General features: G+C 39.2%; 17 protein-coding genes and 1 pseudogene. 2 read left to right on the top strand and 16 right to left on the bottom strand.

Annotated features, from left to right (window positions below; translation table 11 throughout):
- Nucleotides 1–46: 46 nt before the first annotated feature.
- Entirely contained in the window at nt 47–751 is a 705-nt protein-coding gene (locus tag AC3II9_RS13345) for a Crp/Fnr family transcriptional regulator (protein WP_489156162.1), read from the top strand.
- A 712-nt stretch (nt 752–1,463) separates the two neighbouring features.
- Here AC3II9_RS13345 and AC3II9_RS13340 read toward each other — a convergent pair.
- The 3 genes from AC3II9_RS13340 to AC3II9_RS13330 all read right to left on the bottom strand — a co-directional run bounded on the left by AC3II9_RS13340 (nt 1,464) and on the right by AC3II9_RS13330 (nt 3,760).
- Nucleotides 1,464–2,099, bottom strand: coding sequence for a DapH/DapD/GlmU-related protein (locus AC3II9_RS13340; RefSeq protein ID WP_489156161.1), 636 nt, complete (start codon nt 2,097–2,099; stop codon nt 1,464–1,466).
- A 528-nt stretch (nt 2,100–2,627) separates the two neighbouring features.
- Nucleotides 2,628–2,942 carry a metal-sulfur cluster assembly factor gene (locus AC3II9_RS13335; protein ID WP_489156160.1) on the bottom strand — a complete coding sequence of 105 codons (315 nt, stop codon included), beginning with the start codon at nt 2,940–2,942 and terminating at the stop codon, nt 2,628–2,630.
- Between the two features lie 56 nt (nt 2,943–2,998).
- Nucleotides 2,999–3,760: an alpha/beta fold hydrolase gene (locus AC3II9_RS13330; protein ID WP_489156159.1), complete on the bottom strand. Its 762-nt coding sequence runs from the start codon at nt 3,758–3,760 to the stop codon at nt 2,999–3,001.
- 118 nt (nt 3,761–3,878) lie between these two features.
- Here AC3II9_RS13330 and AC3II9_RS13325 point away from each other — a divergent pair, with 118 nt between their 5' ends.
- A complete protein-coding gene (locus AC3II9_RS13325) occupies nt 3,879–4,688 on the top strand; it encodes a Cof-type HAD-IIB family hydrolase (protein WP_489156157.1) in 810 nt (269 codons plus the stop codon).
- Nucleotides 4,689–4,743: 55 nt separating this feature from the next.
- Here AC3II9_RS13325 and AC3II9_RS13320 read toward each other — a convergent pair whose 3' ends face one another.
- The 13 genes and pseudogenes from AC3II9_RS13320 to AC3II9_RS13260 form a co-directional block, all read right to left on the bottom strand.
- On the bottom strand, nt 4,744–6,537 hold the full coding sequence (locus AC3II9_RS13320; protein WP_489156156.1) for an oligopeptide ABC transporter substrate-binding protein: 1,794 nt from the start codon (nt 6,535–6,537) through the stop codon (nt 4,744–4,746).
- 204 nt (nt 6,538–6,741) lie between these two features.
- Nucleotides 6,742–7,662 carry an ABC transporter permease gene (locus tag AC3II9_RS13315; RefSeq protein WP_489156154.1) on the bottom strand — a complete coding sequence of 307 codons (921 nt, stop codon included), beginning with the start codon at nt 7,660–7,662 and terminating at the stop codon, nt 6,742–6,744.
- A 9-nt stretch (nt 7,663–7,671) separates the two neighbouring features.
- Nucleotides 7,672–8,634, bottom strand: coding sequence for an oligopeptide ABC transporter permease (gene opp4B, locus AC3II9_RS13310; protein ID WP_489156152.1), 963 nt, complete (start codon nt 8,632–8,634; stop codon nt 7,672–7,674).
- A 1-nt stretch (nt 8,635) separates the two neighbouring features.
- The gene (locus tag AC3II9_RS13305) at nt 8,636–9,592 is read right to left on the bottom strand and encodes an ATP-binding cassette domain-containing protein (protein ID WP_489156150.1); all 957 of its coding nucleotides are present in this window, start codon (nt 9,590–9,592) and stop codon (nt 8,636–8,638) included.
- Nucleotides 9,589–10,602 (bottom strand): ABC transporter ATP-binding protein, encoded by a 1,014-nt coding sequence (locus AC3II9_RS13300; RefSeq protein WP_489156148.1) that lies wholly within the window; start codon nt 10,600–10,602, stop codon nt 9,589–9,591. Before AC3II9_RS13300 ends, AC3II9_RS13305 begins: the two co-directional genes overlap by 4 nt.
- Before the next feature lie 894 nt (nt 10,603–11,496).
- On the bottom strand, nt 11,497–12,936 hold the full coding sequence (locus tag AC3II9_RS13295) for an alpha-amylase family glycosyl hydrolase (RefSeq protein WP_489156146.1): 1,440 nt from the start codon (nt 12,934–12,936) through the stop codon (nt 11,497–11,499).
- Nucleotides 12,937–13,084: 148 nt separating this feature from the next.
- A complete protein-coding gene (locus AC3II9_RS13290; protein WP_489156144.1) occupies nt 13,085–13,468 on the bottom strand; it encodes a YisL family protein in 384 nt (127 codons plus the stop codon).
- Nucleotides 13,469–13,805: 337 nt separating this feature from the next.
- Nucleotides 13,806–14,708, bottom strand: a complete 903-nt coding sequence (locus AC3II9_RS13285; protein ID WP_489156143.1) for a fumarylacetoacetate hydrolase family protein — start codon at nt 14,706–14,708, stop codon at nt 13,806–13,808.
- Between the two features lie 57 nt (nt 14,709–14,765).
- The gene (locus AC3II9_RS13280; protein WP_489156141.1) at nt 14,766–15,938 is read right to left on the bottom strand and encodes a DUF418 domain-containing protein; all 1,173 of its coding nucleotides are present in this window, start codon (nt 15,936–15,938) and stop codon (nt 14,766–14,768) included.
- A gap of 444 nt (nt 15,939–16,382) precedes the next feature.
- Nucleotides 16,383–18,839, bottom strand: a pseudogene (gene addA / locus AC3II9_RS13275) (helicase-exonuclease AddAB subunit AddA); the annotation flags it as partial.
- Between the two features lie 883 nt (nt 18,840–19,722).
- The gene (locus AC3II9_RS13270; protein WP_489156139.1) at nt 19,723–20,997 is read right to left on the bottom strand and encodes a UvrD-helicase domain-containing protein; all 1,275 of its coding nucleotides are present in this window, start codon (nt 20,995–20,997) and stop codon (nt 19,723–19,725) included.
- Entirely contained in the window at nt 20,975–24,520 is a 3,546-nt protein-coding gene (gene addB, locus AC3II9_RS13265; RefSeq protein ID WP_489156137.1) for a helicase-exonuclease AddAB subunit AddB, read from the bottom strand. Before addB ends, AC3II9_RS13270 begins: the two co-directional genes overlap by 23 nt.
- A gap of 211 nt (nt 24,521–24,731) precedes the next feature.
- A complete protein-coding gene (locus AC3II9_RS13260) occupies nt 24,732–25,361 on the bottom strand; it encodes a TVP38/TMEM64 family protein (RefSeq protein WP_489156135.1) in 630 nt (209 codons plus the stop codon).
- Between the last annotated feature and the right edge of the window lie 311 nt (nt 25,362–25,672).

Genomic DNA, 25,672 nt, shown 5'->3' with positions numbered 1-25,672 from the left:
GATGAACTGTTGGTGAAATCTTAAGTTGTTATCTTAAGAAAAGGATGTGATTGTTATCGTTGCTCTAAACAGTATGCCGATGAAAATCTATGATTTATTTGAAATTCACGGTTTGGCTATTAAAGTGGATAAAGGAAATTATATTTTCCGTGAAGATGAACGGGCTGAAAATATCTTTTTCGTGCGCAGTGGTGCAATCCAAATCAGTAAAGAAACCGAAAGTGGCAAGGAACTGACCATTCGCATTTGTGGGACAGATGCTATCATCGGTGAAAATTCGATATTTTGCAAAACACGTTATCATGCAACAACTGCAAAAGCACTTGAAACAACGCATTTACTTGCACTTCACACAGATACCTTTGAATTTTTACTATCTGAAAACCCACCTCTATTGATGGAGTATTTAAAATGGCTACAAGTTGAAAATTTAAAACATCAAAGTCGTCTACGTGATTTAATGCTAAACGGAAAAAAAGGAGCTTTGTTCTCCACACTGATCAGACTTGCTAATACGTACGGTGAATTTCGTTCGAACAATGACGTATTGATTAATTTCCCATTAACCAATACAGAAATTGCGAACCTTTGTGCAACAAGCCGTGAAATGATTAACCGTATGCTCAATGATTTAAAAAATCAGAACATCATCACGTTGAATAAAAGCTATATTACGATACATGATTTACAGTTTTTAAAAGATAGCATCGCGTGTGAAAACTGTCCATTAAACATTTGTCGTATTGACTAACAGAAATTTCAGAGTGTTAACAAATTAATTTTATTAGACATTATACACTGGTATTAAACTATATTTTACTAACACTGAGTTATAAACTCGTAATGAGCAAAAATACATTCTAAAAATACCATTAGGGTAATAAAAGATATTAAGCTAAAGTGGTATCGTAGCCTCCGCGCTTTGCACAGCCTACACAGGAGCTAAAACAGGCGTGGCCTGTTTGGATCTCCTGTTCCTGCTCCTGACGCTTACGCTTTCGTCGCAAAGAAAATCTTGACTCCTGTGGCTATGGCGCGCTACGGTAAAAAGTGAATACTTCTCGATATACTAGAAAAACAGTTCTCTTCTCTAAAAGAAATCAATTTCTTTGTATGTGCAAGTATAATTGCACAGTCTCTACTGTAATGAATGTGAATCTTTCATTATTTTTAAGCAACCGATTTTTTATGAAACACTAGTTGCTTGTAGCGGAGGCACGAGACTCCTACGGGAAAAGCGAGACAATCAAGACCCCGCAGGAGCGAAGGATGAGCGACGAGGAGGCTTGATCTCGCCCGTGGAAAGCGAGTGCCGTAGCGGAAAGCAACGGTTACTCAAATGAGAATATATGTTTAGGTATTTACTCATTATGAGTTATAAAGTAACAATAAAAAACAATAGACAAAGTCGAAAAAATCGACTTTGTCTATTGCAAGTTTATATCAAAAATGAGTACCGATAATTATTGAGCGTATGTCTCTAAAAATCGGTCTAAGTCATTCAATTCCTCAAAGCGTTCTTCTAACTGTTCTCTTGACCAATCCCACCATGCAATTTGCTGAAGTTTCTCAGCAATCTCTTTTAGAAAACGATCTTTAATCTTTTTAGCTGGAACACCACCTACAATGGTATATGGTTCAACGTCTTTTGTTACAACCGCACCTGAAGCAATCACTGCTCCATCTCCAATTGTGACATCTTTCATAATAATAGCACCATGACCAATCCAAACATCATGACCAATTTTCACTCGATGAGCACGTCGCCATTGAAAAATTTCTTGATCATCTGTTTTGGCAAAATCATACGAAACACGTCGATATGTCATATGATGTTGTGTGACTCGGTCCATCGGATGATTTACAGGGTTGATACAAACATGTGATGCAATGGAACAAAATTTACCGATCTCTGTATAATTCATCGTGACATTTTCCATCGTATATGTATAATCCCCAATATGCGACTCCACGATTTCATTGAATGCGCCAACCGACGTATATACACCTGCCGTACTATTGGCTACTTGAGCTGTTTCATGTACGGATGGCTCATCTGAAAGCATTATTTCACTTTTTACTTGGTGTAATTTCTTCACTTTTTCACGCCTCTTTCTTTGCTAATTTAGTTTTGACTGGATACAGCGATGTTTTGCTCGGATACCTTAGCTTTTTGACAGTTTACCAAGGGCTTTTGCTCGGATACGGTAACGTAATGTATCCCCCGACAAGTCCATCTAAAATAGAAATTTCTATACTCAGAGTGATACTGATTTTTTTTACAACTCCTCTTGCATCATTTCATCCAATGTTTGCACTAGAAAGCATGTTCATCGTTACTTTTAAAACTTAATTGATTACTTCTGTACCTTTCCCTATCCCGATGTACCACTACCACTTCTAGCTTAACTTGGTGCCAAGTGTACATGGTAAATATCATATAAAAAACTTGTAAATCATTTGTAAATTTGACCAGAAAGATAACCAAGCCTTCTAATAACGGCGCGGAATTGGACAATCCAAACCTTTTTGTCTCCTTCTCTAAAACGAAATAAAAAACAATAGACAAAGTCGAAAAAATCGACTTTGTCTATTGTCTGAATTCCACCATGGCGGATTTTTTAGTTTTAACGAACGCCTAAAGCCATCTTCGCGTAACGCGACATCATATCTTTAGACCAGGCTGGTTGCCATACAATATTTACTTCTGTTTCTTTTACTTCCGGTAACTCACCTAAAGCCGTTTTTACTTGGTCAACGATAACTGGACCTAAAGGGCAGCCCATTGACGTCAGCGTCATCGTTACAGTAGCTACGCCTTCTTCATTTAAATCTACATCATATACTAAACCTAAGTTGACAATATCAATTCCTAACTCAGGGTCGATTACATTTTCTAAAGCACCTAACATGCTATCTTTCATATCTTGATCGATTGCCATTGCTTGTATCTTCCTTTCACATTATAGTGTATTGTAATCATATCAAAAGTTGCGATTTATGCCAAATGTTGTGCTAGCCATTCTGTTACAGCTAATACACCTGCTCGAGATACAGCATGCCCTGCTTTTTCGTCTACTATGTACCGAACCTTTTGCGCTTTCCCTTGTTGCACAAGTGTCTCATAAAATGGATACGTCATTTGAAACGGGACAACTGGATCCTTTTGACCATGCCAAAAAACGACCGGAATACGCTCAAAAATAGTACGATTCGTTGTCACATTATACTCCTGTAACGTGTCTAACAGAGCCTGTTGTTGCGCTACCGTCATTGGCACATCCATTCCTTGCTCCTCTAGTTGTTTTATTTGAAACTGCGCCATTTCTGTATAATTAACAGCCCCCATCAACACCCCTGCTGCATCAATCCAGTCATATTTTTTTAAGCAACCTGTTGTCGTAATGCCGCCCATTGATGTACCGATTACACCGATTTTGCCGTTAAAACCACGGGCTTGTAGCGTCTCATAAATTTCTTGAACTTCCTTTACATATTTTAGAACGATCTTCCAAAAGGCAGCATTCATTTGCAATTCAGATACATTTTCAACGCGCTCTCCGTGCAAAGGTGCATCGGGCAATATGACCCGAATACCTCTCTCTACTAAATGATATGCATAATGCAGATTATGCTCTTTCGCACTCATAAAGCCGTGTAGAAAAAGGACAACGGACGCATCCTGTTTTATTTCTTCATTATATACATGTAATAGCGGGATATTGTTCCACACTTCTCTTTGTACAAACAATAAATTCACTCCTCAACCAACTTTATATGACAAGGGTATCAAAATTGTGGTCAAAATGGGTACAATATTTTGACGAGGGAAAAGAAAAGACGATAAAATTGAACGAACGTAGAAAGGAGTTTCCTACATGAAACAACATTTAATTGTATTAGATTTAGACGGGACATTGCTAACAGATACCCAAACCATTTCACCATATACAAAACAAATACTGGCAAAGGCAAGAGAGGCCGGACATCAAGTGATGATTGCGACAGGTCGTCCATTCCGTGCAAGCCAGCTCTATTATAGTGAGTTAAATTTAACAACACCGATCGTCAACTTTAACGGGGCTTTTACACATCATCCACTCGATCGATCATGGGGCGCGATGCACTCGCCTATCGCCATGAGCGTTGTACATGATGTAGTAGATTCCGTGCATAAATTTCATTATCAAAATTTAATTGCCGAAGTAATTGACGATGTATACTTGCATAATGAAAATGATACGCTATTAAATATTTTTAATACGGGGAATCCACGCGTCACAACGGGCAACTTAAAGTTTAACTTAACAGAAGACCCAACAAGCTTATTAATCCAAGCTGATGAACATAATGTCCCCCTTATTCGCAAGCACCTGCAAGATGTGCATGCAGAACTAATCGAGCATCGCAAATGGGGCGCACCATTCCCAATTATTGAAATCGTTCGTAAAGGATTAAATAAAGCAGTCGGTATCTCAAAAGTAGCACATGATTTAGAAATTCCTCGTGACCGTATTATTGCTTTTGGTGATGAAGATAACGATTTAGAAATGATTGATTATGCAGGCATTGGTGTTGCGATGAGCAATGGGATTGATGAACTCAAATCCATTGCAAATGAAATTACACTGAGCAATAACGAAGATGGTATTGGTAAATTCCTTGCTGATCGGTTACATTTAACATAAAGCAATCCCTTCCTCGCCTAAAGCAAGGAAGGGATTGTTCGTTTACTGATGCTTATTATTTAATTGGCTTGTCAGCCGTTAACTCAACATCTTGTAAGTTTGTAATTGTTTCGTCCGCAAAGTCAACGTTCCAGTTTTTCACACGTTTGTTCACTGGCGTAAGCTCTAAACGATACATCATCGGTATTACAGGAGCATCTTCGAAAATAATTTCTTCGAATTTTGCAAATTGCTCTGCACGGTAGTCTGCATCAAATGATTTAGCTGAGTCAATGTTATCTAAAGTTGTTTGTAATTCTTCAGTCGTGTAACGAGAGAAGTTATATTGTGCTACATCACCATATACACCTGATGGAGATGGGTTTGAAGCTACCCCCCATGCACCCATGAAGATGTCGATTTCTGGGTCGTCTGCTTGTACTTTTTCATAGAATGAGTTGAACTCGATTGTACGACCAGTTGTGTATACTACCTTTAAACCAACCTCTTCCCAGTTTTGTAACCAGTATGCAGAAATTTGTTCTGCCACGTCGTCACCAGACATTGTCGCCAATTTGATTTCAAATGGTTGACCGTTTTTATCTTCACGGATACCATCCCCATCAACGTCTTTGTAACCAGCTTCATCTAATAATGCCTGTGCTTTTTCAGGATCGTAGTTGTATCCTTCTAAATCACTTGGGTGGAATGAAGAGAACACAGGTGGCAAGATGGCGTTCGCGCGGCTACGTAAACCTTCATAGAATGCTTCTGTTACTTCTTCTATGTTAAGCGCATATGCCATCGCTTTACGTAAGTTTACATCACCCATTTTCGAACCTTCAAGATCCGTAATGACTTTGCTGTTTTCATAATCGTATTTACCAAGTTTGAATCCTAAGTAAGAATAGTAAAGCTCAGGACGTGCTAATATATCAATATTTGTTAACCCTTCTACTTCAGGATATTTAGAAGAGCCAAATGCTAAAGCTACATCATATTCACCCGATTCCAATGCTTTTGCGATAGAAGTAGATGGTACTACTTTTACGATCACGCCATCTAATTTGGGCTTACCTTTCCAGTAGTGTTCATTTGCTTTATATTGTACAGATTCACCCGCAACTACTTTGTCCACCACAAATGCACCAAGCGTTACAGGATTTTTACGAATCGCATCGTTTCCAATTAAATTAGCTACCGGAACATCACCTAAAATATGGCTAGGCTCTGCATAGTATAAAAGACCGTCACCAACTGATGCTAAACCAGGTGTAATATCTTTTAAGTGTAATTCTAATGTTGTTTCATCCACTTTTACTACACCTGAAATGGTTTCAGCTGTACCAGCGTGGTATTCTTCAGCACCTACGATATTTTTGAAATCCCCATCATAACGTACGCCCGTGTAATCTTTATGACCGATAATATAGTAAGGTAAAATTAAGTCTTCGATTTTAAGCGGTTCACCGTCAGACCACTTTATGCCTTCACGAATTTTGATTGTTACGACATTATTCCCTTCTTCTTGAGAAGTGATTTCATAGCTTGCAATCCCTTTGTTAGTGATTAAGAAGTCACCGTCAGTTTCGAAGATTTTGTTCGAAGCAAAATACATTAAGTAATCATCATATGCATCTTTATAAAGTGAGTAAGAGAAAATCCCTTGAAATGGCTCATCTTTTTGCATCGCAACCATTAATGTTCCACCTTTGATTGCTTCACCTTCGTTTTCAATTGATGACGGGAACGATAACTCTTTAGCAGTATTCTCACGATCATTTGTACCTTCATCTTTGTTACTACTACATGCACCTAATATGAAAAGGACTGCCAGTAACATCGCTAGAAGTGACCAATTTTTCTTCATATTGTTTTCCTCCCTTTTTATTACGCTGGAAAAAATATTCATATACCCAGCTTTTTTATACCCAGCACACTTACCTTTATGTGGTAATTATGACAGTATGTAAATATAAACCAGTTTATTTATTGTACTTATTAAAAATAACTACTTTTCAGTTAATTAACCGTAAGCATAAGGACTAAAATGCATGTCCTTATGTTTGTATGATTAACCTAATCGTTGTTTTGCATCGGCTGCACGACGTAATGCTTGACCTACATAGTTAATGCCTAACATTAATAATAAAATGGTTAGCGCAGCCGGTAGCCATACCCACCAATATTGTGATAAAACAAGCGGGTTATTGGCATAACTTACAAGTGTTCCTAGAGATGGTGTAGATGGTGGTAAACCGAATCCAAGATACGATAAACCAGTTTCAATTCCAACATTTCCAGCAAAGTTTAATGTTAGCTCAACGATTAAAATCGAACTTAAGTTGGGCATCATTTCTTTCAAAATAATTACGAAGTCATTGGTACCAAGCGTTTTCGATGCATTAATATAGTCACGCCTGCTTTCAGAAAGTGCTTTGGAACGCACCAGACGGGCTGTTCCCGTCCACATAAATATACTCATAATGAGGATAAAAGATGTAACTGTTAATTTTGGTACGATAGTAATAAATACGATAATAATCATCGTTGATGGAACCGTAATAAAGAAGTCAATAATACGCATGAACATATTATCAATCCAGCCACCAAAGTAACCGCATGCTAAACCTACTAAAATACCAAAAACACCTGTAATCATCGTAATGGCAATGGCAATCATGATGGAGTTACGTGCACCAACAATAAGTTGACCTAAAATATCACGACCACCAGCATCAGCACCTAATAAGTACTTAGCTCCTGGCTCTGCGAATTTATCGCGTAAAGAAATACGCATGACCGAATCTTGGTCGATAAAAAATGTCGCCCAAATGAAAATACCTACGATTGCAATCATTAAACTAATCAGCGAAAATAACGCTATTTTATCTTTTTTAAACTCTCTCCATACGACTTGTGTACCTGTAGGAGGAGCGCTAACTGTTTGAGTATTATTTTGTTTAGCCACTTGTTGTTCACCTCTCCTTAACATTAGTATGGTCTATTCAATCCTAATTCTTGGGTCAACAATACTCATAATAATATCGGATAATAGACTACCTAATAACGCTAAGAAGCCATATAACATAACAAGTGCCGTAATGACACTATAGTCACGAGATGCAATTGATGAAATAAACAGTTGTCCCATCCCCGGGAAGGCAAAGATAGTTTCGATGAAAATCGATCCACCTAATAAACCTGTAATTGTAAAACCAAAGAATGCTGCAACTGGTAATAACGAGTTACGGAAAATGTGACGTGTATATACTTTACGCATTGGAATTCCTTTACTACGCGCTGTACGTACATAATCCATTGTTTTCGCATCAACAACTTCTGTCCGTAAATATTGAATAATAGCCGTTGTCCCTAAAACCGCATACGTAATAGCAGGTAGTAACATATGATAAATTTTACTCATCGTATAACCAAATGTTCCTGGCTCCTTCGTTACATCAACTGAGCCACTTGTCGGAAACCAGCCTAATTGGTAGCCGAAAATATATAAGAAAATTAATGCTAATACGAACGTTGGAATTGCAAAACTAATAAAGCTATATAAAATAACACTACGATCAAATAACGAATCATTATAACGACCAGCTAATACCCCTAGCGGTACAGCAATGGCATATAGAAAAATAGCACTTAGTAACGACAACCAAAACGTGTTAATTGCACGTTCACCAATTAAAGTGGACACTTCAATTTTATACGTATAACTATCCCCGAAGTCACCTTGGAATGCATTGCCAATCCAACGGGCGTATTGCTGATACCACGGGTCATTTAAACCGGCTTGTTCACGTAATTCTTCAATACGAGCAGGGTCCGTTTCCGGAGTAATTGCTCCAGTGAATGGATCACCTGGCATAAACTGCGCCATAACAAAAATAATTAAACTTAAAACAAACAATTGCGGAATCATAATTAAAAAACGTCGCACTATCGTTTTCCACATATTAGATTCCCTCCTTCACTTGTGCAGTTGAAGATGTAGCCGCTACAAAATGTGTAGCTGAAATAGGTACTAAATCAAATACCCGACCATTGTCATCAAAATACTTCGCATGTTCCTTCTGGTAATGGCGCTCCACTTCAATACGCTCACGTTTACGTTCTTCACGCCCAGTCGGTGTAATATCCGGAATGGCAGATAATAATCGCTTCGTATAAATATGTTGTGGATTATTATAAATTTCATGCTTCGTACCTGTTTCCACAAAGCGACCTTTATACATAATGTTGATATAATCACACATGTGCTTTACGACCCCAAGGTCATGTGAAATGAATAAATAACTTAAGCCATATTCATGTTGAATATCCTTCATAAAGTTTAGCACTTGTGCTTGTACAGATAAGTCAAGCGCTGATACGGGTTCATCTGCAATGATTAATTTAGGATTTGTCGCCATCGCACGAGCAATCCCCAGACGTTGCTTTTGACCCCCTGAAAACTCATGGGGGTATTTTAATTTTGCATCTTCTGGCATCCCGACAATGGCCAATAACTCACTAATTTTTTTTGACTCTTCCTGTGGTGTTAAACTTAAAAAATTACGAATGGGCTCGGCTAAAATGTCTTGCACACGTTTACGTGGGTTCATTGCTGACGTGGAATCTTGGAAAATCATTTGAATATCACGGTTATAAGCTGAATTTCGATCACGGCGACGATTGGTAACGTTTTCACCTTCATACATAATAGCCCCTGATGTAATCTTTTCTAAACCAATAATCGATTTCCCCGTTGTCGATTTGCCACAACCAGATTCTCCCACTAAACCATATGCTTTGCCTCGTTCAAATTCCATCGTCACGCCATCCACAGCATAAACATGATCCACTACTCGATTAAAAAATCCGCCGCGAATGGGGTAATGGACTTGTAAATCATTAATTTGCATAAAACTCATGATGTTCGTCCTCCTTCTTCGCCTTTAAAGTAAAAGTATTTATAACATGAACATCTAACGAAATGACCTGCTGAAATCTCATGTAACTGTGGGTGATCCTCGTGTGCTGACTGTGGAATCCACGAAATACGTGGCGCAAATCGGCAGCCTGTACGTGGTAGTTTCATTAACGAAGGCACAATCCCTTCAATGACATTCAATTTTTCATCTTGACTATTCATTTGTGGAATCGAGTTAAATAGCGAGCGCGTATATGGGTGTTTCGGATTGGTAAATAGCTCTTCGACTGGTGCTAATTCAATAATCTGTCCTGCATACATCACAGCTACACGATCCGCTACTTCAGCGACAACACCTAAGTCATGTGTAATTAAAATAATCCCTGCTTCTGTTTCCTGTTGTAGCTCAATGAGTAAATCTAAAATTTGGGCTTGAATCGTTACATCAAGTGCTGTTGTCGGTTCGTCTGCAATAATAATTTGTGGCTTACAACTAATGGCAATGGCAATAATGACACGTTGACGCATTCCGCCCGATAATTGGTGTGGGAACTGTCTAGCAACACGTGGAGGATTGGGGATACCTACTTGACCTAAAAGCTCACGTACACGTGCGCGACGTTGCTCCTTCGTTAAATTCGTATGATAAATTAAGCCTTCTTCAATTTGCTCTCCGATACGCATTAATGGGTTTAAAGCAGAAAGTGGATCTTGAAATATCATACCAATCTCTAGACCACGCACTTCATTGAACTCTTCTTCTGTCATACGCGCTAAATTTTTATTTTTGAACAGTATTTCACCTTGAACACGTGTTTTATTATGATCATGCAAGCCAATAATTGATGTTGCCAACGTACTTTTTCCGCAACCTGACTCTCCTACAATGGCTAAAATTTCATTTTTACGCAATGTAAAGGAAACGCCATCCACCGCATTAAAATACGTATCACCAATTCGGAAGGCTGTATGTAAATCGTTAATCTTTAAAAGTTCCTCTGACGTTTTCAAGTTGTTACTCCTTTCAAAAAACATTTATAGATCTGTAAATTCAGAAAATTATATTTGTAAAACCCATTCGAATTTCACTTCACTTCTCGAATATTTCGTAACCTTAAATATTATTTATATGGTTTTGAATTATACATTTTTAAAATAGCCTTCTTCAATATACACAATCATAATTATCCTGAAATAATATACAGATTTGAACTTTCAATCTTTTCAAATGGTTATTTTAAAAAAAAATGCTTTAACACTCTAAATTAATAGCATATCCAAGAAAAATGTAGCTATTCTTTTGGCTCAATATCAAAATATGTTCTTGATTAAAAAGGGGAAAACTCTAAAAGCACATGGAGTGAAGGGCGGCGACTCCAGCGGGAAAAGCGAGAAAGTTGAGACCCCGCAGGAGCGAAGAATGAGCGACGAGGAGGCTCGACCTCGCCCGCGGAAAGCGTCCGCCCGTAACGGAATGTGCGGTCAAGTACATATTTTGGTGAAGAAACATTCTTTTAGTAAACAATTTTATCTATACAGGAAATTGATATTCTAAAAAAAGTTCAAACTATATATTCAGATGTATAAAATTAAATGATTTTGTATATTTTTTCACCTTCACTCTCTTAAATGAATGACTATTTAACTTCTAGACATATCAATTTTAGTTAATACTATGTATGTCCTTAATAATAAATGTATTAACAAGGTTTTCTGAATTTAACGTTATGACGTCTACTTGTTAGACAACTCCTATACCATAAATCCTTTTAACTTCAATTGTAATGTTCATGCTGGTGTGATTTTCTATCTTTTTTAATAGATTCGTAAATTTGCAATATTCTTAGGAATACAAGAAAACAAAAAAAACGATTTCGGCACAATGGTCCGAAATCGTTTTTCTTTTTATGATTCTTGGCGCTTACGTCCACGTTTTACAATAATAATGATAAAGGCTGTAAATAAAATCCACACGCCAGCCAATGCGATCATATAGGATATATTAATGCCTGTTTTGTCAATAACCTGATACATTTCAAACATTTCACGGTCTAAAATAATCGGATAATCACCATTCTTATTCACACGGATAATATCACTTTCAAACATGCCACGCAGTTCTTTATCTTCACCAATTACATCAGCTGATAAGTTTACACGATTCGTTACACTCGTATTATTAATGACAATAATCCAATGTTCCTCATCTGATTTACGCTCAAATGCTAAAAATCCATCTTCATTTTTTAATACGTTAAATTCACCATTACGTAAAGTCCATGATTGATTACGCAATGATTGAACATTAGCAATCATGTCCACTAATTCTTCATCTGTTTTAAAATTATAATATTGATGTGATTCTGGACCTACCTCACCGTTCATACCGATTTCAGTTCCGTACTGTGTAACAGCTACACCTGGCATTAATAAAGTAGCAGTCAATGCTAATGGTAAGCGGTTTGGTGGATACTTATTACCACCTTCCATCACATCATATGTAAAGCGATTTGTCCAAATCGAATCGATAAATAGCTGTGATGGTTTATCGCCACTTGTTGCATATTTTGTGACATGTTCAGCTGTTAAATCCACATCTTTATATGATTCTTTGAATAAACTATGTGTATCTTCATGGAAATCAGCATCAAAATTCGCAGTACTTTCACCATTTGCAATCACATAGATTGTGTCATCTACTGCTTTCACTGCTGCAATTAACTCATTTAAAAACGCTTCACTCGCACCGTCTATATTTGTGAGGCGTACACCACCAAAATCATAAGCCGACACAAATTCAACAAGCGCTGCCTTTAAAGCCGCTTGTACATCTGGATTTGCTAAATCGAATTGCGCCTGCCCATTAGCTGTTGAAACAACCCATCCGGCATTCTTCACCCACTCATGATTGGCACTCACATTCGATAATGGGAAATCTACCATTACTTTGATGTTTTTATCATGAAAATAATCTATCGCGGTTGTTAACTCTTCCGCTGTCCCAAAATGAGGTTCTAACGCTGTATAACTAGTTGGCATAGAACCATCGTATTTTTCTGTCGCAAAAATAGACCCAATCGATACAATCGTATAGCCCTGTTTGACAATTTGATCGCCTCGGCTGACTAATCCAATAAAATCTCCACCCGCAAATTGCGTCGGATCTTGTGTATTTACTTGTTCATCATTTTTACCTGAACCGTTGAAATAACGGTCTACTAACACATCATATATACTTTCGTCTGCAATAGTACGAGTTTCCTCGGCTTGCATAGGGGTTACAAATAAGCTAGTTGCTAACAGCATACTCGCGGCAGCTGTACTAATCCATTTTTTAAATTTCAAATTAATCCTCTCCCTCAAACCAATCCATCGTCATTTTACCAAACTTTCAGCCCCTATGGATAAAGTTTTGCTAAATAAAGATGTGAATATTCGTCAAATCAGTGACAACTAAAAAGCTCTGGAGAAAAAATCCCCAGAGCTATTTCGCTTAGAATAACTTCAAGCCAATTCCGCCACTTAAACCTAAATATAATGTGACGAAGAAGACGATTGCAAATAGGACCCAGAACATATTAACTGACTTCCCTTTGTTTTTGCGCGCTAAAATCATTTCCATAAAGCCAATGACAAGAATACCGAATAACACTTTCATATCATATGTCATACCGCTACCATTATTCATACTAGCAATCATATCACGGTACTCCATAAATAGAGCACCACCCGTAATGATGATTAAAATATACATAACGCGTAATACCATTTGTACGCCCGTTAACTTCTTCGCTGAAACAGCAGCGATAAAGAATAGAATTAATGCCACTACCCAAGTTGTAATGTGTAGATGCGTACTACTTGTTAAAAAGCTCATATTGTCCCCACCTCATACTTTTTCTTTACATGCTATATCCTACCATGTGAGATTATGTGATTCAATGAATACGATTTTGACACGTATATAGTAAGCTGAAATTTGTGTCAAAAAAAGGTCTATAGTTAGAGAAGTCCCTATATGAGCAAAACGTTATTATATACGGGCAAATTGACATCGTATACGGGCAAAAGAATAATCTATCCGAGCAAAAGATTTATGTATACGAGCAAAACAACATCACAAACGGGCAAAAAGAAAACCGATCCAAGCAAAATCTCTTGCCACGCAAATTCCCCATCAAAAAGAGCCGCCCCTTGAGCGACTCTCTCCTAAACTATTCAAAACGATTTACTAACGTACCGATTCCTTCAATGGATACTTTCACTTCATCGCCAGCTTTTAAATATTGCGGTGGATTCATACCTTTTCCTACGCCTACTGGAGTACCTGTTAAAATCACATCTCCTGGCTCAAGCGTGACATATTGCGAGACAATCGAAATAATATCCACTACGGAGAACATCATATCCTTCGTTGAACCATTTTGACGTAATGCCCCATTCACCTTCGTTACGATTGAAAGATTTTGTGGATTTGGAATCTCATCTTTTGATACAAGATATGGTCCAAGTGGGCATGTACCATCTAAACTTTTTCCTAAGAAGAACTGACCGTGACGGTATTGCAAATCCCGTGCTGAAAGGTCATTACCAATTGTGTAACCGAAAACGTAATCAAACGCCATCGCTTTCGGGATATTTTGACCACGCTTCCCGATGACGATTGCTAATTCCCCTTCATAATCAAGTGAATCTGTTTTATCTGCATGAATTGGTAACGTCATGCCATCTGCTGCAATCGCTGTTGGTGATTTCGTGAAAATCATAATATTTTCAGGTGCTTTGTCTGCGCCCATCTCCACTGCGTGCTCATTGTAATTTTTTCCGACACACAAAATATTTTTCGGTGTACGCGGAATTGGGGCAAGCCACTCAATTTCTGTAAATGTATACTTAAATGCTTCGACTTTATCGCTTTGTTTAGCTGCTTCGACTAATTTACGCATCTTTTCTACAAAGTCGAAACCTAGTGAAATACCGTCAATAATCGTAGACGGGAATGATGGGAGAACATTTAACTCCTCCTGAATTTTTAAAACGTCCCATACGGCTTCTTCTTTTTTTACTTTTGGTCCGAATTTTACTTTTCCGTCTAGCTTAAACGATAATAGTTTCATAGTGTTAAAGCGCTCCTTCTTTTTTCTACATCATACATCAAACCTTCAGAAATTTCCTCACTTTTCTGAATACATTTTTCTATAAGTTAATTTCTTCACCACTGCTTCAAGTGGGCCTTGCTTAAATTTCGATAGCCATAGTTCCGCTAAAATGACTTGTACAACAAAAATACCTAATGCAATGTACACAGCTGTTGGCACATCAATTTTCCCGTAAAGGCCAAAGCCGTAATTATAAAAGATCGTCGTACAAATGACAGATTGTAAAATATACATCGTCATCGACATGCGCCCGATTTTAGCAAGTGGTGATAATACCTTGACAATAGCTGGAACGGAACATAGCACGACGAAAATAGCGATATACCCTACCGAAAGAATCGGTCCACCTACATAAACTTTTACATAATACAGTAAATACGTATATGAAAATGTCGTTGGTGCACTTTTAATAAATAACCCAACTGCTGTTGCCACAATCGCCAGCGTAATCCATAATCCTTTTAATTCTTTTGCGCGTTCGATTAATCGCCATTTCGCTGCAGCGGCCCCCATGAGCATAAACGGTAAAATCATAAATAACGAACTAAACCACGCAAAAAAGCTCATCTGCATAGATAAATCCTGTAACCGTTGCATAAACGCATCTATGTATCCACCTGTCGCATAAGCGGTAATGGCATTTTGTACCCTTTGGATATCTACTGCTGTCTCAGTCATCTCGTCATTTAATATGCCTTGCATGCTAAACAGCAATATATAAAGGCCGTGCATGAGCATCTGTAAAATGATTGCAATTGTTAATAACACCCTGCTGTTTTTGCGCATAAGTGCAATGACAAAAAATCCACAAAAAGCATACATTGCAATAATATCGCCCCACCATAGCAGTAGCGCATGTAGCATCCCTACAACAAATAAAATGAGTAGACGCTTCGGGGCAAATTTATAAAAGTTCGTACCCACGCGCTGTGCCTTCATATACTGCATCGCTAACCCATATCCAAACAACATTGAAAATAATGGATAAAAGCTACTTTGCACATAAATATCTAACGCCTGATGCCACATGATATCAATCGCTTCGGTAAACCACTCGTTTAACATAATGTAAGGTTGAGGTAAATAAAATCCAAAAATATTCACGAGTAGTATCCCTAACAAACTAAACCCTCGGATCATATCAATAGTGGTGACACGTTCATTTAGTTGTGTTGGTTGAAAATTCAATCGAAAACCTCCTTTACTATCCTTTATCTTACAATAGATTAAACGTAAAACGTAGAGACTTGGTTCACTTCACATAAATGTTAAAAATAGAAGTAATGGTTTAATTGGCACATAATTTCTTATTAGAAAAACAACACTTGCACCAAATAGTGTGCATTACTCTATGTGCATTTTAATGTTCCAGCCATAACGATTGACTTTAAAAATCAGCCTCCATATTGTAAGCTCATCGTCTCATTTGCTTACATTTCGACTAAAAATAAATGCTTTTCACTGTAGGATTTTGATTAAATAAGGTTGTGTTACTCATGCCCGGTTGTTTTGACCGGATACCGTGGCTTTTTAACTGTTCAATATCCATAGTTTTAAGTTAATATATATCTTGCTTATGCGAACCCCGTTATCCATGAAAAAGCGTGCCACGATCGTAGCACGCTGTAAAACTTACATACTTATACATTCCCCAATATCATATAAATACAACACTTTCTCATCTACTTGGATATGCTTAATGACGTCAATCGCTTCTGCATAAATCGATAATTGTAAACGATAGCGATTACTCATCTCTTCTGTTAATTTCGGCTCCACATCAAAAGGCGGACGAATTTTATCTGTCTTATAATCCAGTAGTACCCAGCGCCCTTCTGTATCACGGAACAGGCAGTCAATCACCCCTTGAACAATTTGCGCATCACCATCCTGATCAACACGGCTTAATGTAAACGGTACTTCACGTAGCATCGCTGTCGCTTGTTTAAAGCGTTCGCCAATCGACGAAGCAAAGAATTCCATCACATCTTCCATCTCCATCACAGCCGCTTCCTGTTCACGTAGTATCGCTCGGTCCACTAATTGTTGTAAAAATGCGTTTGCTTCTTGTACACTCGCAAACCCTTGTTGTGGTACATGCTGCATGACGGCATGGACTACTGTGCCGATTTCTGCACTGGACATTTTCTTTTCCTGCATAAATAGAGGGCGTCTTGCGAGCATTGCTATCGAACGTTTCAACAAGTGGGGCGTTGGTTGATCGTCTTCTTGCTGCTGCAGTGCCTCATAACGTTTTATTTCGGATACAGATGTTTTAGACTTCTTCATCGTTGCCTGTTGATATGGATATTCAGCTGTAAAGCGTTTCGTTAATACCTCCACAAGCATTTCATCTGGCTCTCGCTTTTCGGTTTCTTGTACTACTACTTCTTCCCCTTCTTTTTTCGCACGGAACTTGGCATTTGAAAGTACCGTCACTTGCCATAAAGCATCTGTGAGCATCTCTGCTTGTGGTACATCTTCCGTAATCGATAACGTTAAGAAGTCGTTGTGACGCGCTACCGCAGGACCTACCCAGTCTAAATAATTGCTTGCCCCTGCACGAAGATAGTCTGGTAAAATGGCATCGCTCGGCAATTCCTGCAATGCTTCCCACTTTTCTTTCGTCTTCTCCCAATCTTTCACGGAGCCGACCATGACAAGCTTTTCTTTGGCACGAGTCATCGCCACATATAGAATACGCATTTCCTCTGCCTTCATTTTCGCAATTTTCTTCTCTTTCATCGCTAAATAAGGAAGCGATGTATAGACAATGCGGTGCTCAGGGTCAATCGCTTTTACGGCCATTCCAAAGTCTTGGTCGAACAAATACGAGCCATTAAAATCTTGCATATTGAACTTACTTGACATCCCTGCGACAAAAACAACTGGGAACTCCAGCCCTTTCGATGAGTGAATCGTCACTAAACGGACCACGTCATCCGCTTCACCAATCGATTTGGCAATACCCAAATCATCTCCACGCGATTTCATGCGGTCAATAAAACGAAGGAAACGAAACAGCCCGCGGAACGATGTCTTTTCATAGGCGAGGGCACGGTCATGTAACGCGCGTAAATTCGCTTGACGTTGCTTCCCATTTGCCATCGCACCGACCATTTCATAATAATGTGTCTTCAAATAAATATCCCAAATTAAATTGGCTAGTGAACCGCGACGAGCCGCACTACGCCAATCGCTTAGCTGATGCATAAATTGCTCGAGCTTCTTTCGGGTCTCCACACGCATCGACTGTGCTCCATTAGCTAAATAGGTTTTTAACGCTTCATAATACGGTACGTTGCGTTTAGCTAAACGAATTTCTGCTAATTCATTTTCATTTAGCCCAATAAACGGCGCACGGAGCACCGATGCTAACGGAATATCTTGATACGGATTATCGATGACCTTTAATAAATTCAGCATAATCATTACTTCAAGTGCATCAAAATAACCTTTTGCCGATTCTGCATATAACGGGATCCCTGCTGCTTTAAATTCCTCTGCTAAATCCGCCGACCATTTCATCGAGCGCATCAAAATGACAATATCGCTATAACGAATCGGGCGCGACTCTTTCGTTTTCGGATTATACACTGGATACTCTGAATCGATCATATGCTGAATACGCTTAATAATATAACGCGCTTCTTGCTGTGCACGACCGATCTCTTCTATTTCTTGCTCTTCTTCTGTTGCATCCTCTTGATAAGAGGTATCATTTGCATTCGATTCATCTAAAATGACCAGTTCTACTGGCACATTTTCAGGCGTATAGCTTGCGCTGAATTTTAACGCCGCCTTATCATCGTAATTAATTTCGCCGACTTTCTCATCCATCACTTGCGAAAATACATAGTTCGTACTATTTAATACTTCTTGACGGCTTCGGAAGTTGGCATTTAAGTCAATCTTCATTCCTGTCTCATTCGGGTTTGGCATGAACTCCTTATATTTGCGCAAAAATAGGCGCGGTTCTGCGAGGCGGAAGGCGTAAATACTTTGTTTTACATCGCCCACCATAAATAGGTTCCCATCCGATTCCCCGCCCGATTTGACCAGCTGTAAAATCGTTTCCTGTAGCATGTTGAATATGGATAGGTAAGCATTTGAAATCATCTCCTGCTTTTCCCCCCATTCACACCGTACGTGAGAGTTTCCCCTCATACGGCGTTCCATCAGTTACTGGCTCTTAAACTAACATTTCATTTCCAACTTTGACTCTTAGCTCATTTACTAACGTGAAGACTCAAAGTTGTTTCAGTCAACTTCCTCACCTCACCATTTTGTAGTGAGATTTCCGTGATTCCATTTCTCTTAGTCATACTCGAACCTGAACATATAAAATGTTGGTTTAGTGTTCCATCAACTGACTAATGGCTATCCCTTCACCGCTTATTATCACGGCTTCACTGGTACTGTGCCATCACTTTCACTGTGTTTAAAATGAGGTTATACAAATACGCTTTCCCTCATACCGTTTCATCGAGTGCAATCTCTCCACGTAACCAGCTTCCCACGTTCCAAGAATCATATCTGTACATACAGAATCTTTAGGTCATTTCTTTAGCCCCGTTAGCTAGATGATGCCTATAACATCATAAGGTGTTTCATAAAGACGAATTTTACTCCACCTCACTAACCCAACCAATGTTGGACTGCCCTTTCGAACAGCTGTACCTCTAGAGCCGTACATTCGAAATTTCGTCATTAGATGAGTGTTCATCTAAATTCTAACCATGGACTCTCTTCTAGATCCCCAGTCTATCCATCACACAGAATACCTCTATTCCGCTTTCCTTCTTTCGATTAGGGTGATGTTCAACTGTCTTCACCGAGCTTATAACCCCACTTTGATTGCACAAAATGACGCTATTCGGAGGATTAGGCGAGCCTTTCAGGGCGTTACCCCATCATTCGACTCTTCTGATTCTTAGTTCTCCTAACATTTGTTAGTGGCTAATCTTTTCAATTAGCAACGTGTCGCACCGTCCTGGTACTCATCGACAAGCACCTCTTTAAAACGGGCTTGGAAATCAAGTGCTACTGCAGAAGCCGTCAGTCCATCTTCCTGTTTTTCCGTTAAAATTTCGAGCGCATAATGCTCTAAATCGGAGAAATCGACTAACCCTCGCTCAAGCTTCGCCTGTTTAAACGCTTCACTATACGCAATCGTTAAGGCCACGAGCGTTTCGATAATCGGTTTCATGTCACGAATTTCTTTGACTAAATGTTCGGGACTGCGAACAAAGAATGTATCCTTTATCGTTTTAACTAAGTCTTTGGCACGGTCACGATTATCTTTCGCCACCTTTTTTGCATATTCGTCGGCATTATCCGCTTTTTTCACCGTCGGCATACGCACCCAATTGGCTTTTTGCATATGGTCGTAAAGGTCTTGCCATGTTCCGTGTTGCATTTTCTCTAGCGCTACGCGTACAAACGCTTCTTCTTCCGTTGCCACTGTTGCATACGCTGTTAAGCCAAATGCGGGAGTCGCAAACTTTTGCATCTCTTGCAAACTTTTATGTGCAGCAATAAGTGTATGTTCGATTGATTTTTTTAGTTCTTGTACAAACGGTAAATCATCTACCGTTACATCTTCCGCTAAATGATACGCATCTGGCAATGTACGAAGCCATGCATACGGGTCAGGCTGTACACGTGACATTTCATATAATTGCTCAATGAGTTTTTCAATTTGCTGATCGCTTCGGTCAGACGTAAAGCTATCCACTAACCGATATACTTCTTCTTGTGTTAACGTCTCTTCTTTTTCTCCGTAAGCACGTTCTAACACTTGCGCTAAGACATCATCACGAAGTAACGCTACCTCATCCTGACTGGCAATACGAAACCCCGGATCAAGGTCAATCATATACGCATACTGGCGACAAATCGCTAAACAGAATGAGTGCAGTGTTGAAATTTGGGCTTTTCCAATCAAGCTTAATTGACGGCGTAAAAACTGATTATGCGGATCGTTAGCAATCGCCTTTTCGAGCGCTTCTGCCATTCGATTTCGCATTTCAGCTGCGGAAGCGTTTGTAAATGTAACAACGAGCAATTGGTCTACATCAATCCGTTTATCTGCTGGGGCAAGTACTTTTTGAATAAGACGCTCGATTAACACCGCTGTTTTCCCTGAACCGGCAGCTGCTGCGACTAATATATCTTGTCCTTCAGCGTATATCGCTTTCCACTGCTCATCCGTCCACATCGCTTCACTCGGCTTCGTTGGAATCATGTAATCCACACTCCTTCTTTATTTTTTCAATAATCTGGTTTGGCTTTTGCGCGCTCAAATCTTCATAAGCCTGCGTACCATCGCTTGGGTCAAACTGGCAAACTGCTTTATAACTACAATAGTCACAGGCCGTTTTTTTCTTTAAGCGGAATGGTGAAATCGTTGTCTTCCCAGCAAAGATTTCATTGCCTGCTTCCTTATGTTTTTCAATGACAAACTGCTGCAACGCTGGCATCGCTGTGTCATCGACGACTTTTGAGTGCGCCCCTAGTCCTTTTGATGTTAATGAAACCGGGATAACATTTGATTTTTTTATTTCCGGTAAGTCGCTATCCATCGCCTCTAAAATATCAATATCACTCGTGACAAGTCCGTTCATCCGATACTTTTCCAGACGGCTTAATTCACGAATTTGCTCATCCACCACTTCCTCTAAACGAATCAGCGGATCATGCACATGAACATATAACATACCGGCCGGGGCGACAATAATCTCTTTCTCTGCTTTTGGTAATAACAACGATGCATTTTTTATTGCGACATCTAAATACGTTAATAATTGTAAAGAAAGCCCGTGATATACCTCATTTAAATCAATATCGCGGCTTGATGATTTATAATCGACAACCCGTAAATACACCGCGTCTTTTTCTTCATAAGCATCGATCCGGTCGATTTGGCCACGTAAAATCATTTTGCGCCGGTTGTCTAGTTCAATTTCAAGTGCGGGCAATGCTTGTTCTTCCTCTTGTACCGCTTTATCATCCCGCTTCCCAAACGGCTTTTCATGTACAATTGGCTTAAACTTGGACACCTTTGCATGCTCTGTTAATGCAAATAATGTACGAGCGACAACACGAATTAACTTTTCTTTAATGTATATATAACGCGAACTACTTTCTAAAATACTATAGGAAAACACCCCTACTAAAGGCTCCACCGTCATACGCGCTTGTTGTAAACATTCGCTATATGTTTTTGGCGGTTCGTCCTGACTCGTTAAAATCGTTCGAAGCGCTTCATGGAATAAATCCCCCATCGCAAATGTTTCCAGCTTATATTCATTTCGTTCCTCTAAGCGAAGACCGTACGATGTAAAATGAGCAAATGGACAACGGAAAAATTGCTCAATACGTGAAACACTCGCTGATAATTCCTCCCCGTACAGAGCCGCTGTATTTTCATCTACTAATGTTTCCGCCACATTTTTCTTATACAGCGGCTTCGTGACATCGTGCAGTACTTCCTGCCATGTCGGATGACGCTCATAAAATGCCTGCAATGCAACCCACTCTTCTGCCAATTCCCCGTTCACTTCCGCATGTTTTAATTGCATTGTTAAGTAAGCAACCGCAGGACTTGGATGGCGTAAATAATGCAAAACCTGTTCTTTCTCTAACTCTTCAATGGGATCGATATAAATGCGCGTATGTGGCAATGTCCGCTGACCATCCACCTCAAACAGTTTGTGTAACCGGTTAATATACAGCGATGGCAACAACCCCTTACTTTCCTCATCTGCACTTGGGAACGTGAGATAAAGTCGATCCGTCGGTGAAGACATGGCACGATAGATTAAAAATGCCTCCTGCAGCAATTTACTGCGAGAGTTCGGTGCTAGCTCATAGTCAATGGCATCAAAGTATTCACGCTCAGCATCACTAATCAACCCTTCTTTATCAATACGCATTGGATATACACCATCATTCACACCGATGACAAATACGACGTTCATATTATCAAAACGGGAGAACTCCACAGTGGCCACCGTTACTTCATCGAGACTCGGCGGAATATTTGAAAACTCTAACGCATCGAACCCTTCTTCTAACACTTGCATCGTATCTTCTAGCGCAATCTGTTGATCACCAAACATGAGCGCAAATTGATCTAATACATTGACCCAACCATTCCATACTTGGTCATGTTCACTGGCGAACTCAAATACAGCCTCTTCTAATTCCTGCTCTTTTAATGCTTGGAGCTTTTCATATACTTGTAAATCATCGATAAATTCATAAATGGCTTTTGCCAGCTCTAAGCCATTTTCGGCCGCTTTTATTTTTTTCTCTAATACAAGCAGTGGGGTGCGAATCATATCACGGGCATGATGAAGTAACTGCTCCATCTCTGCCTCTGCTGACGTTTGTACCGTCCCTAATTTTTCTAATGTTCGGAAACGCTTGTACACCCAGAACTTATCTTCTTTCCAACGATTGTGTTGAATCCCTTTTGCAATGACAAAATTCTCTAGTTGATCTACCTGCTCTCGCATCGTATCCATATGGCTATTTAACGGAAAAAATAAATCGGTCTTTACCCCGCGGAAAATCGGTTCATATTGCCAATTCGATTGAATCACTTCAAGCGCAGAACGAGTAAGCTCAATTAACGGATGATGGAGCATCGGTCGCTTTTCATTCGAGAAAAATGGAATGTCGTACTGCGCAAATGTCGTCTGAATAATCGGATTATACACATCTGCTTGCCGATACATAATCCCTATATCACGATAACGAATCCCTTCCTCATGCACGAGTCGAAGTATTTCCCGCGCAATCCCTTGCACCTCAGCGCGGCGATTGGCCCCTTCCATAATTTGTACGTAGCCAATTGCCTGTTTTTGTACAGGAACAGGTGCATGAAACTGTTTTTCAATATGCCGTAAATCGTCATTTGTAAAACGAAATGTATGTTCTAAATGCACACGTGGTTCTACCTCAACCCCTAGTTGCATTGCTTCTTGAATCAATTTGTCATACGAAAACGCAGCACGGTGAAATAACGCTTCCGGTTGTGTCGCCGCAGCTATATCATCAAATGGCAGTACAATGGTGACACGCTTTGCTAAAGCAAGCAGCTGTTGAACAATCGCCAATTCACGCTTTGTAAACATAACAAAACCGTCAATGTAAATATGCGCTTCTTTTATTTTCGATGAATGTTGAAGCTGCTCCACTAAAATAGGATAAAACCCTTCCCCATCTACATAACTATCGCCAATGCGTTCTTCTAATTCGCGTAAAATAATGTGGAAGTCTTTCAGTTTCGCAATCAATGTATGCGAGGCTTTAACTTGCTCTAATTCTGCAATGAGCAGCACGATAGATTCACTCGTAATATCGTATTGGCTAAACTCTCGCAGTAGCATTTCAACTTCCTGAGTAAAACCTCGCTTCCCTGCTGCTTGCCGGAATAACTGAAACTCTTCTTTATGCTCCTCTAAAATGCGGCGTAATAACATGCGATAACCGAAGCTATCGATTCGTTCCTTCGCAATCCCGCCTGTCTCTTGCAAAATAAACCAAGCCAAGCGCTTAAATGTTAATACTTGTGCACGCATAATCCCACGCACATCATATTTATTTGTTAAATCATGCTCCGTTGTAAAAGACATCTGATCTGGTACGATGATGAAAATCGGATGCCCTAACGGATGCTGTTTTAAATCATCAATAATTTCTTGATGGATAGCAGTCGTTTTTCCTACACCTGCACGCCCCGAAATGATGCGTAATGACAAGGCAATCCCCCCTTAAATATAGTTGCTTCTATTGTACCTCAGAATACATGTTCGTGTGTGGATTAAAAAAGTTCATACTAGAAAAACTTATACTTTCTTATCTTCCATACAAAAACCTAGCACACAATCGAACAGTCCTGCGATGTTTTTAAATTTACTTGCCTAATATCCCTTTTTACTTGCCATTTCCCCCAAAAAATAAACACGGCGGTTACACTTCACCGCCGTGCTCTTTCCTCTCTGCATTTCGTAAATCTCTTTCTACTCTTTTATTTAAACGAACTTCCACTGCTTTGCCAAACAGCCATAAAAGGAAAATGACCACAACTGCTAGCACTAGTTTGATTGGACTGCGGATTAACGCGGTAAGATCATGTCCCACAAAGCTCATAACAAAAATCATTACCATTTTCCCTAGTATAACCGCTACTAAATAAAAATGCTTTCGAATATTGGAAAGCCCCGCTACGATATTCACTAAAACAGATGGAGTAAATGGGAAGCATAACAGGACAAAAAGCGGGCTCAACCCGTTCATATCGACCCATGTAATCAATTTCTTTACACGTTTACTTTGCGTAAAGAAATGCAGCTTTGGATGTCTACCGAATTTCCGAACAATTAAAAATACGACATATGACCCTAGCACTGTCCCAAGCCACGATAAAATAAATCCCAAAAATAAACCGAATGCATTGGCATTTGCTACAACAATAACAACGAGCGGTAAAAACGGCAAAAATGATTCAATAAATGGTAACAACACTCCGACAAGCGGCCCCAATGTTCGATAATACTTTTCTACTTCTTCTATGTTTTCAATTGTCAGCCAATCGAACATGTACACCACCCCAAATCTAATTCCCTCTTGTACTATCTTAAATTTCTAAATATTATTATAATACGTGCAAAAGCATTGTTAATAGTTGAAATATCTTTTTTTGCTATCGTTTGTCAGTAAACGCACAGCAAAATAACCTTGTGTAATTCATTAACAAGAACGCCTTTTCATAACATTTGGTTTCACTGTTAATATCATTGCACAGAGGCGCTATATTTTATTCATAATAACAGCACTTCGTTTTCGCACGTTTCTTTTTTGTATTCATTTTTAACCTTTTCAACAAGAAAAAGCAACCAAAGGGGGAGTAA

Source organism: Lysinibacillus sp. RU7 (assembly GCF_057837305.1).
The sequence above is the reverse complement of the archived record's forward strand: the minus strand, read 5'-3'. Positions and strand labels throughout refer to the sequence as shown.